Here is a 12,533-nt window from a genome sequence, read left to right as displayed (position 1 = left end):
CTCCCCGATCGTCGCCGCAGCCGCGGCCCACCAGGTTGATGAGGTTCCGATGTCGCACCCGCTCCCGTCCGTTGTTCGTCCGGCCGCGTCGATGCGCCGCAATCATCCGATGGCGTGGGCCATCGCAGTCGCACTGGGGAGCATGGTGGCCCCGGCCAGCCAAGCGCAGCAGGCGTTCAGTCCGGGCTGGTTCGCCGAACGAGGCGCGGCCCAGGGCAGCGCGGCACAGAGTGGCCGGATGCCCAACGGCGTGCCGATCCAGTTCCAGTTGCCGGCCCAGCAGCAGGACGCAGCACGGCAGAAGCTGCAGCAGTCGATCGACAATCTTGGCACGGCGGCGCAGGCGATTGCCCTGCAGCAGCGCCTGCAGGAACAGGCGCGGCAGGCGCGCCGCGAAGCTGGCTTCATCGTTGCCGATGGCCTCGGCAAGGACGGCCTGAGCGTCGACCAGAATCCGCTGACCCGTGGCTGGCTCAATGCGCGCGAGGCGATCCAGTCGCAGGGCAGCGACGGGCGGGTGCAGGTCACGGTCGAGCAGACCGCGGACAAGGCGATCCTGAACTGGGAGACCTTCAACATCGGCGGCAACACAACGCTGAACTTCCTGCAGCACCCTGACTGGGCAGTACTGAACTGCGTCAACGATCCGCAGGCGCGTCCCAGCCAGATCCTGGGCCAGCTGAAGGCCAATGGCACGGTGTTCGTCGCCAACCGCAACGGCGTGGTGTTCGGCAACAACAGCCAGGTCAATGTACGCAATCTGCTGGCGGCTGCAGCACGGATCAGCGATGCGCAGTTCCGCGACAATGGCCTGTACAGCCCCGACGCCAGCAGCAGCACGCTCAGCGATGCATTCGGCAAGGTGATGGTGGAGCAGGGTGCCCGCATCGCGACCCATGAGCCGACCAGTGCGACGCGCGGCGGTGGCTACGTGCTGCTGGCCGGGCACAGCGTGGAGAATGCTGGCCATATCGAGGCGCGCAAGGGCCAGGTGCAGCTCGCTGCGGGAGACAGTTTCGTGATCCGGCGCGGCGTGGGTACGGCCACCAACACCAGCTCCACCACCCGGGGCAATGAGATCGCGCCGCGCTTCATCGCCGGCAGCACGGCTGGCAGCGTGCGCAACACCGGCCTGCTGCGCGCGCTTGAGGGTGACGTGACTCTGGCCGGGCGCAGCGTCGAGCAGGCCGGTGTGGCCGTGGCCAGCACCACGCTCGCACAGCGCGGCACCGTGCATCTTCTGGCCTCGGCCAGTGATGCCGGCAGCAGCGTCACGCTGGCCGATGGCGCCACTACGGCGGTGCTGATCGAGGACGATGGCAAGGCCACGGTGCTGGATACGCAGCGCGACAGCCTCATCAAGGAGTCGGCAGAGCAGGACGCGATCCGCGCTGGCGCGCGCTCGGCAACCTTCGACAATCTGTCCCAGCACAATGATCGCCGGGACCAGTCGCGGGTGGAGATCGTCTCGGGTGGCAACATCCATTTCAGCAGGGATTCGCTGACGGTTGCCACGGGCGGCCAGATCATCGCCGATGCGGCGGCCCGCAGCTACGTAGACGACGCCGCGCGCGTGGACGTGTCCGGCGCAGTGGGCGTGCAGGTGTCGATGGAAAGCAACAATGTCCAGGTCAAGGTGCAGGGCAACGAACTGCGCGATGCCCTGGACAACCGCGACAGCGGCAAGCTGACCAGCAGTGAAGTCTGGGTCGATCGCCGCAGGCTGGTCCACGTTCCGGCCGGTACCGGGGGCTACGAGGGGGAGCGCTGGTACGCTGCAGGCGGCCTGCTGGAGGTGGGTGGCTACCTCGACAACCAGGGGCACTCGATCGGCGAGTGGGCTGCGCAGGGAGGCACCGTCCTGTTGGGCGGCAGGGAAGTGATCACGAACGGTGGCTCACGCATCAACCTTGCCGGCGGCAGCCTGGATGTGCAGAGCGGCGTGGTCCGGCAGAGCTGGGTGCGCGGCGTCGACGGCCAGGTCTACCGCCTTGATGAGGCGCCGGCGGAGATGCTGTTCGATGGCCTGTACAGCGGCCATGAAGTAAAGCAGGAGCGCTGGGGCATCACTGAGACCTTCCGTGATCCGATCGTATTCGCGGCGCAGCGTGTCGATAACGGATACACCGTCGGCCGCGATGCAGGTCGGCTGATCGTCTCCGCACCGACCGCAGTGCTGGATGGGAAGGTTGAGACGACCACCTTCCAGGGCGCGCAGCAGAACCGCAGGCCGGAGGCCGCGCTGGATGGCTATGCGCAGGCGCAGACGGCAGTGGCGCGCAATGCGCAGCTGTACCTGGGGCGCTACGACGGCCAGGGCCGCAGTGGTGTGTTCGGCTCGGATGTGCGCCTGGATGACAAGGCTCCGGCGAAGGCGGCGTGGTCGCTGCTGGCTCCGGTCAACGAGGAGCGGCGTGACACGGTGTGGTTGGATATCGCAGCGCTGAGTGCCCAGCAGTGGGGACGGATCGACCTGGCGACCGCCGATCGCATCCGCATCGACGGCAGCCTTCGGCTTCAGGCAGGTGGACAGCTCAACCTGACCGGCAGCGAGGTGGAACTGGCAGGCGACATCGGCATTGCCGGCGGCCAGCTGTCGGCGGGCAACCTGCTGGATGTCCAGGGGCGGCCGACGGCGCTGCTGCACGATGGCCGCGCCCGCACCGCCATTGCCGGCGGCACGCGGATCGATCTCTCCGGTGAATGGAGCAACGCGTCACTGGCGATGCCGCTCGACGCCAGCGGTGCCTGGACGGATGGCGGCCGCCTGAGCCTGAGCAACAGTCATGACGTGGTCGTGGGCGCCGAGGCAACGGTGGACGTCGAGGCCGGCGCCGCGCTGGACCTGCGCGGCAAGGGCCGCATCGGCAAAGGGGGCAGCGTCAGCCTGCAGGCCAACAGCAGCACGGTTACGACGGACGGCAGTGGCCGGGTGCAACTGGGCGAGGGGAGCCGGTTCAGTGGCCGAGGACAGGGCAGTGGTGCCTTCTCGCTGGGAACCGGTGGCCGCGTTCGAGTGGGCGATGCGGACCCGGCGGACGCGTCGCTGCGACTGGATCCCGGCCTGTTCGGCAGTGGCTTCGCACAGTACGACATCAACGGCCACCAAGGCGTGGCGGTGGCCGACGGCGCGCGGCTGGTCGCTGCCCTGCCAGGCCTGCGCCTGACCCAGGACGCGCAGATGGCAACCGATCGGGCGTCCGCACTGGCGGCGTGGGATGTGCCGCTGTACAGCGCCGATCCGTCGAACGGGCGCGTCAGCCAGCGCGCCGGTGCGAGTATCAGCCTGCGTTCGGACCGCAACAGCGTGGGCGGTGACCTGCGCGTCGGCAAGGATGCGCTGGTGGCGGTCGACCCAGGGCAGACGATCTCGCTGCTGGGTGCAGGCAACATCGATGTTGAAGGCACACTGCTTGCGAAGGGCGGCCGTATCGTGATCGACGATGTGCGTCCGCAGAATGCGCTGTACGCCGGGCAGCGCACCGAACGCACCTGGCGTTTCGCCGAAGGCGCGCTGCTGGATGCCGATGCAGACGCAATCTCGTTGCCCGATCCCAGCGGCCGTCTGCGTGGGCAGGTGCGCGCGGGTGGACGCATCGAGATCGGCGGGGCGCTGGACTGGGAGACCGCAGCATTCGTCGACAACCGACCACCGGAAGCGTTCGTAGTGGTCGAACGCGGCGCGCGCCTGCAGGCGCGGGGGGCGTCGGCCGAGCTGGATATCGACGGCCAAGGCCGTGTACGCGTGGACAGCGACGGCGGGCAGATCGTGCTGCGCTCGGCCAATGCGCTGTATCTGGAGGGCGGAATGGACGCGGCCGCCGGTGGTGCCGGCGCACGCGGTGGCACGCTTGGGCTGGCCTTCGGCGGCAGCATCCATGCACGTGGCGCCAGCGAGGAGGTACTGCGGGCACGTGCGATCACCCTCAGCCAGCACAGCGCACCGGTGCAGCCACTGCCGGCCGCATTGGAGTATGGCCACGCCGCGTTGTCGGTCGAGCAGCTGCAGGCGGGCGGCTTCGACAACCTGTCCGTGTTCGGTGACATCCGCGCCGTTGGCGATGTCGACCTGCGCCTGGCCCAGAGCCTGCGCATCCATGGCCAGGGCACTTCGAGCCTGGGCATGGCCGTGGATGCCGGGCCGTCGTCGGCGTTGCGGCTGAGTGCGCCCTACGTCCGCCTGGCGCAGGCGCGCTGGGGCCAGCTGGCGGGCGAGAACCTGCAGGGCACTGCGGCGGTCGCTTCGGCCGGGCCGGACGATCACGCGCTGGCGGTGCAGGCCGCGCTGATCGACATCCGCGACGTCACCTGGCTGCCCGGGTTCGACCACGTGGCGCTGGAAAGCCGCAGTGACGTGCGCCTGACCAACGGCATTGCCAGCAGTGGCAACACCAGCGCGCTGATGACGGCCGGTTCGATGGACGTCACCGCTGCGCGCCTGTACCCCACCGCAGGCGCGGTCGGCACACTGGTGGCCGGCGCTTCGGCGCAGACCGTGCAGACCGCTGATTACTGGGCCGATCCAGCTGCCGTGCTGCGAATCCACGGCACAGGTGCGGCCACGCAGCCGGCGCCGGAATCGGCGCTGGGCACGCTTCGCCTGGTGGCCGCCACGGTGCAGCAGGGCGGCAACGTGCAGGCGCCGATGGGCACGCTGCAGCTGGGCGGCCTGATCCAGAACGGAACCATCGGCAGCCGGGTGGAACTGCTGCCAGGCAGCGTTACCTCCACCAGCGGTGCCGGCCTGTCGCTGCCCTATGGTGGCACCGTCGATGGTGTCGACTGGCGGGTAGGCACGCGCAGCCTGAGCTCGCTGGCGCCGGCCGGCATCTCCTCGATGGGGGTGACCCTGAAGGCCAACGAGATCGAGGTGGCGTCGGGGGCACTGCTGGACATGTCCGGCGGTGGTGAGTTGACCGGTGCCGCCTTCGTGTCCGGGCGCGGCGGCTCCGTCGACGTGCTGCGCACGGCGTTGGCCGACGCCAATCCGCGCTACGCGTTCAGTGCGTCGGGCAACCCGGTGTACGCGATCGTACCGGGACGCGCCGAGGCGTTCGCCCCAGCGGCGAAGAAGGATTCGCAGCTCCGGCGGTGGGCCAGCAGATCACCGTGCCGGCTGGCGTGCCCGGCCTGGCGGCCGGCACCTACACGCTGATGCCGGCAAGCTATGCGCTGCAGCCCGGTGCATTCCGGGTGGAGCTGGGCGCTACCGGCACCTCTGGCATCGTGCAACCGATTGCGACCGGCACCGGCACCTGGCGTGTGTCCGGGCAGCAGCGCACGGCGCTGGGCGCGGCAATCTCGCCGTTGCTCACCGACATCCTGCTGACGCCCGCCGCAGTGGTACGCCGGCACTCGGGCTACAACGAAACCTCCTACAACAGCTTCGCGCAGTCGGTGGCCGACCGCCGCGGCGAGTCGCGTGGCTGGCAGACCATCGATGCGCTCGGGTTGACCCTAGCGCTGGGCGAAGGTGCAGGTCGTGCAGACACGCCTGCCATCCGCTTCGCCGGCACCGCGCGGTTCGGCGCCGCCACCGACAATGGGCGCGGCGGCACGCTGGCAGCCACGTTGGCGAGCCCGGCGGTCGGTTCACTGGAGATCGTTGACGGTAGCGCGCAATCGCAGGCCCGTGATCGCGGCGCCACCTTCAGCGACGACGCGCTCAATGCCTTCCTGCCTGCGCGGATGATCATCGGCGGGCAGTTCAGCCAGGAGGCCTCGCAGGTGGCGGTGACCGGCCAGGCGCGCAGTGTGGCGATCCGTTCCGGCGTCACCCTGAACGCACCGGAAGTGCTGGTGGCAGCGGCCTCCGGTGGCAGCGGCGTGCTGGTCGAGGCCGGTGCGACCCTCGATACACTGCCGTTCGCAACCGCCAACGCGGGTGCCAGCGCGACGCTGCCTTACCAGGTCTCCGGCGGCCTGCTGGCGGTGTCCAACCAGCGCCTGAACCTGATCACCGGCACCACGGGCGTGGAGGCCGGTCCGGTGGCGATCGACATCGGGGGGTGCCAGGCGGCGTGCGACGGCCAGGCCCGGCTGGTTTCCGATGGCAGCATCGCGGTAGCGACCGATGGCACGCTGCAGATGCGCGACTCGGTCAGCTATGGCACCCGTCAGCTCGGCCTGAGCATGGCGGCGCTGAACCTCGGCAGTGCCGAAGCGATCGCACAGGCCGCTGCGGCAGGGGCACTGCCCAGTGGCATGACCATGAACCAGTCCGTGCTGCAGCAACTGCTGCGCGGCAATGATGCCACCGGCGCGCCGGCGCTGGACACGCTGAGCCTGGTCGCGCGGGAGTCTGTCAACGTGTTCGGCAGCGTCGACCTGGACGCGCGCGACAGTGCCACCGGCCGCAGTGGCCTGCAGACGCTTGTGCTGGGTGCGCAGGCCATCCGCGGCTACGGCGCGGCGACCGACCGTGCGCGCATCCTGGTGGACACGCTGGTCTGGGACGGCGCATTGGCGGCGAGCCAGGCGCCGGGCAGCGACGCGTCGGTGCCGCCGGCCGATCCGATGGTGGACCGGCTCGGCGCCGGGCAGCTGGACCTCGTCACCCGCCAGCTGCAGCTCGGGCGGGCACCATTCAGCCGTCCCAGCTCTGAAGTACCTGCGAACCGGCAGGTGCTCGGATTCAGTGCGCTGAACCTGAGTGCTTCGGAGCAGCTGTCGTTCTCCGCGCAGGGCACGCTGGACGTGTTCCAGCAGCGCGGCGACTATCTGGCCGACAAGGGCTGGCAGTACAGCGGAGGCAGCCTCGGCATCGATACCCCGTTGTTGACCGCCGATCCCGCCGCGCAGCTGCGCGTGCGCACTGGCGGCGAGTTCCGCCTGCAGGGGGCACCGGCAAGGCGGGTGGCGATGCACTGGGCAGTGAGCTGAGCATCGACGCCAACCGGATCACGCTGGACAGCACGATCGCGCTGGCGTCAGGACGGCTGTCGGCGAGCGCACGCCAGGGCATCACGCTTGGCGGCCGGGCGGTGCTGGACCTGGCCGGGCGCAAGGTCCCGCTGTACGACGTGGACAAGTTCAGCTGGGGCGGTGATGTCCTGCTGTCCAGCGACACGGGTGACATCCGCACCGATGCTGCCTCCCGCATCGATGTTTCTGCCCGCAACAACCGCGCCGGGCGCATGACGGTCACCGCAGTGGCCGGCCAAGCCGATCTGGCCGGTGTTCTGCAGGGTGCCGCCAGTGGCCGCTACGATGCCGGCGGCACGCTGGTGCCCTACGACGGTGGCGAACTGGTGGTGCGGGCACGCCAGCTGCAGGACTTCGCCGGCCTCAACCAGCGATTGACCGCCGGCGGTGTCGTCGGCGGCCGCAGCTTCCAGATCGGTGAAGGCGATCTTCGGATCGGCGACGAAGTGAAGGCGCGCCGGGTCGACATCAGTGTCGACGCGGGCAGCCTGACCGTGGCCGGCCGCATCGATGCCAGCGGCGAGCAGGTCGGCAGCATCCGCCTGTACGCCCGCGACCAGTTGCAGGTGGACGGCACGCTGGACGCGCACGGTACCGGCCTGCGCGTGGACAGCCATGGCAAGATCATCGACAGTCCGAACCGGGCCACCATCACGCTGGGCAGTGCCGAAGGCGCCGTGGGTCTGGGCAGCGCGGCGCACCTGGACCTGCGTGCCGGCAGCGGCGTGGCCGTCGGCGACGGCGCTGGACAGAACGACGGCATGGCGCGGGGCTCGCTGAAGATCGATGTGCCGCGGGTGGGCAGCAACGACGCGGCGATTGCCGCGGCCAATGGCCTGCGCATCGATGGCGCGGCCGACATCCAGCTCAATGGTGTCCGCCGCTACGACGATGCGCCCCTGGCCAGCACCGCTGATGTGCGCGGCAACCGCGCGCAGCTGGTTACCCAGCAGTGGCTGGACCAGGTGGTCGATCCGCACAGCGTGGCGTGGGTCGATGGTGCGCTGGGCAACCCGGACCTGCAGCAGCGCACGCGCGCGCTGGGTGATGTCCGCCTTCGTCCCGGTGTGCAGGTGGTGGCGCGGCGCAGCGACGCCAACCCGGACGGCGACCTGACCATTGCCGGCGACATCGATCTGTCCGGCTGCCGCTACGGGCCCGACGCCAACCGCGCCGATCCATCGCGGCGTGGCTTCGGCGAATCGGCCTCGCTGGTGCTGCGGGCCGAAGGCAACATCAACGTCTACGGCAGCATCAACGATGGCTTCGCACCGCCGCCGTCCACGCCGGATGAGGGGGGCTGGCAGCTGTATGAGGGTCGCAATGGCAGCGCGGGGCACACCCCCTTCGGCAGCGGCCTGGTGGTGCCGGTGGACGGAGTGAAGCTGCAGCCCGGCACCGAGTTCCAGGCCGGCACCCGCCTGAACTACGACGTGCCGGTCGAATCGGTAACGCTTCCGGTTGGTACCGTGCTGCCCGCGCCGATGGTGATCTCGCAGAATCTGCGCCTGCCCGCGGGTACTGTACTGGGTGCGGCAGTGACCACCGACTCCGGGCAGACGCTGGCCGCGGGCACCGTGCTGCAGGAGCCGCTGGTGCTGGCGGCAGGTGCGCGGCTGGGAGCCGGCTTCCGCCTGCGCAGTGCGGTACAGGTGGCGGCACAGGAGTGGCCCGCCGGCGCGGTGTTGCCGGTTGCGCTGCGCCTGGCACGGGAAGTCGCGCTCAAGGTGGGCGCGTACATTCCTTCGTTGACCAAGGTGGAACTGCCCGGCGACGCGCCAGTGAATCTGCGGCCGGCCGATGCCAACGGCAACCAGGGGCGCAACTGGGCGCTGGCGCCGATGCTGGCCGAGGGCACCACCTCCTGGGACTTGACCGTGGTTGCCGGTGCCGATGTCGGGGCGGCCGATCCACGCAGCCGGCGCTGGGGCAGCGAAGGCAGCGTGGTGCTGGCCGATACCCACCAGGGCTCGATCGGTACGGTCAAGACCGAGATCATCTGGGTGGGTGATCGTGCGTTGACCGAGCGGGCATCGCTGGACTGGATCGGCGACACGTCCTATGCGGGCCGCCCGATCGCAGAGCTGGCCGACATGTTCGGCTTCACCGAAGATGAGTTCTGCGCGATGTCGGCCGACTACTGCGGCCCGGCACCCCGCCAGGTGGCCGCGCAGGGCTCGCTGGATTACTGGGGTGACGAGTCCTACGTGGGCACCCCTGCGAAGGACTTCGCCGCGATGTTCGGCATGACCGAAGACGAGTTCTGCAGTACCGCGCCCACCTACTGCGCCGGCGGCGGCACGCAGACCGAAGTGACCACCTACGGCAAGCGCGCGGGCACGCCGGCGTGGAGCGTGCTGCGCACCGGCAAGGGGGACATGGAACTGCTCGCTGCCGGTGACGTCGTGATGAAGTCAGGCTTCGGTGTCTACACCGCCGGCACTCCCACCGCGCTGGGTGGGGGCCACGACGCTGCCTTCAATTCGCCCCGTGCAGCGGCTCCCTGGAACACCGCACTGCTGGGGCCGAACCTGGTGCCGGGCAGCTATGACGCAGCGATCGCAGGCTACCAGGCCTGGTATCCCGATCATGGTGGCAACCTGCGGGTCGAAGCCGGGCGCGATATCGTCGGCGACGCCTGGACCGCGCGCGCGGAGTCGGGCACCAGCGAGCGCGACTGGGCGCTGTACTCCAGTGCCGCGGTCGGCAATTGGCTGTGGCGGCAGGGAACCGGGAGCACCACCGGCGTGGAGCCGGTGCCGACCAGCTGGTGGGTGAACTTTGGTACCTACACCAACGTGTCCGCTGCCGCTGGCGCCTCTCCGCGGATGGTCGGCTTCACCGGCTTCGGCACCTTGGGTGGCGGCGACCTGACGCTTGAGGCCGGGCGCAATGCCGGCGTCCGCGATCCGATGGGCGACGCGCTGGGCTCGCTGAGCGCACCACGCTCGGGCGCGATCATCGCGGCGGTGGGATCGACCGGCCGCGTCAGCAATGGCCAGCTGCACCTGACCGGTGGCGGCGACCTGCGGTTGCGCATCGGTGGCGCACTGAATCCGAATCTGCAGGCGACGATCTCCAGCCTCAATCCCTCCAGGGCGGGACAGAATCTCGACCTCAACGGTACCTTCAGCAATCTGCGTGGCAGCCTGAAGCTCGATGCCGGGCGCATCGGTGCAATGGGCGTCACCCTGGAAAACTACGCGACGCTGCGTCAGCAGCGCGCGGCAGACCTGTTTGCGCCCGACGCCGCCCGCGCAATGGGCGGACCGGTGCTGGTGCTGGGCGATGCGGTCGCGCAGCTACAGGCACGGGGCGATGTGGTGCTTGGCGGGGTCGCCGATGCAGGCCGGGTTCCGCTGGCCAACTACAGCGCGGTGCTGCAGGATGATGGCGCGCGCGCTGCAGGCAGCACGTGGTTTTCCCTGTGGACCGCCAGCACGGCCGTGGATCTGTTCAGTGCCGGTGGTGACCTCGCGCCAGGCCTCGCCGGGCCGGATAACGTGACCGGCAGCAATCTGTGGCGCGAGCAGGTCCAGCTTGATGTGCGTGGTGGTGATGATCTGCTGAATTACTGGCTCTATCCTTCGCGCTTCAGCGCCATTGCTGCGCAGGGCGACATCAAGCTGGACCGGATCAGCGCCACGCCGGGGACGCAGGATGTGATCCTGCTGGCACCCTCGGCAACGGGACGGTTGGACGTGCTGGCCGGTGGCAGCATCTTCGCCCAACGTGGCGCGACCCAGATCGCGCGCTCGGGCGCGGATGCGCGCCTGCCGGGACCCTTCGACCCCGCATTCCTGGCCCAGCTGGGGGATTCCGGCGGCAATGTGACCCGCTCGCGGCACAACCTGTCGGTCGACGGCAACATTGCATCGCCGGACGCGTCGCTTCCGCTGTTTGCGTTCGGTCCGAATACTCCGCTGTCCTCCGTGTCTGCGGCCCTGGCGCCGAGCCGTTTCTACGCGGTGCAGGGCGACATCATCGGTCTGGCCACCGGCGCCCGGCGCACGCTGGATCCCAACGTGGGGCAGCGCACCCAGCTGAACTGGTTCGAGGCCGCCGGCGCCGTGCAACTGCGGGCAGGCCGGGACATCCTCGGGGTGTCGATGACCGCGTTGAACACCGCGCCCACCGATATCACGGTGGCAGCGGCGGGCCGCGACATCGTGCATCTGAACGCGACCATCGCCGGCCCCGGCAACGCCGAGATCAGTGCCGGCCGCCAGCTGCGCCAGGAGGATGCGGGCAGCATCGTCAGCCTCGGTGGCATCGTGCAGGGCGACACCCGTCCCGGCGCCAGCATCGCGCTGACGGCCGGCAACCAGCAGATCGATTTCGCGGCCCTGCGTGCCCGCTATCTGGACCCCGTCAACCTTGCCGATCCCGCGCAATCGCTTGCGTCGCAGCCGGGCAAGGCAGTCAAGGTCTACGACCAGGAACTGAAGCAGTGGCTGCAGCAGCGCTTCGGCGTGGCTGCCGACGGCGACGGGGCGCTGGCTGCCTTCGATGCGCTGCCGCAGGAACAGCAGCACATCTTCCTGCGCCAGATCTATTACGCCGAGCTGCGCGAAGGTGGACGGGAATATACCGATGCAGAAGGACCCCGCTTCGGCTCCTACCTGCGTGGGCGAGAGGCCATCGCTACGCTGATGCCAGACAAGGCTGCGACCGGCGCGACGATCGACCGTACCGGCGACATCGTGATGTACGGCGGCTCCGGCGTGCGCACCGAAGCGGGTGGCAACATCGAGCTGATGGCGCCGGGTGGGCAGATCGTGATCGGTGTGCAGGGCGTGGTGCCCCCGGCCAGTGCCGGACTGGTGACCCAAGGGCAGGGCGATATCCGGCTGTTCGGCCAGGACAGCGTGCTGCTGGGCCTGTCGCGGGTGATGACCACGTTCGGCGGCGACATCCTGGCGTGGTCGGAGCAGGGTGACATCAATGCCGGTCGTGGTTCGCGCACGACCCTGCTGTACACGCCACCGCGCCGCGTCTATGACGGTTGGGGCAATGTGATCCTGTCGCCTCAGGCCCCGGCCAGCGGTGCTGGCATCGCGACCTTGAACCCCATCGCCGAAGTGCCGCCGGGCGACGTCGATCTGATCGCACCGCTGGGCACCATCGATGCGGGCGAGGCCGGTATACGCGTCTCCGGCAACATCAATCTGGCCGCGCTGCAGGTGCTCAACGCGGCCAACATCCAGGTGCAGGGCGAGAGCAAGGGTCTGCCGGTGCTGGCATCGGTCAACGTCAATGCGCTGGCCGCGGCCAGTGCGGCAGCCAACAGCGCCAGCCAGGCGGCACAGGACGTGATGCGCAAGAGCCAGGACGACGCACGGCGCAACCAGCCGTCAGTGATCAGCGTGCAGATTCTGGGCTTCGGCAGCGGCACCAGCAGCGTAGCGCCGCCGGCCCGTGGCACTACCGCCAACAGCGGCTACGACGCCGACAGCGCATTCCAGTTCCCGCAGGCCAGCCGCGACGACGGCACGCAGCGCCGCTAGGTGCCGACCCTGATCGGCACGATCGCGGCCGGCAGTAGATCCACGCCATGCGTGGATGGGACTGACCAGGAAGAACGGACGGCATCGGGCCAGCCGCCAGGG

The 12,533-nt window shown here is 69.4% G+C and carries 1 pseudogene; it reads left to right on the top strand.

From position 1 onward, the window contains the following. Nucleotides 1-49 precede the first annotated feature (49 nt). Nucleotides 50-12,431: pseudogene (locus DL544_RS11775) on the top strand (filamentous haemagglutinin family protein). Nucleotides 12,432-12,533: the final 102 nt, after the last annotated feature.

This window comes from Stenotrophomonas sp. pho, assembly GCF_006228405.1.
GTDB lineage: Bacteria > Pseudomonadota > Gammaproteobacteria > Xanthomonadales > Xanthomonadaceae > Stenotrophomonas > Stenotrophomonas sepilia.
Note: the sequence above shows the minus strand (reverse complement) of the source record. Positions and strands in the feature narration are given on the sequence as shown.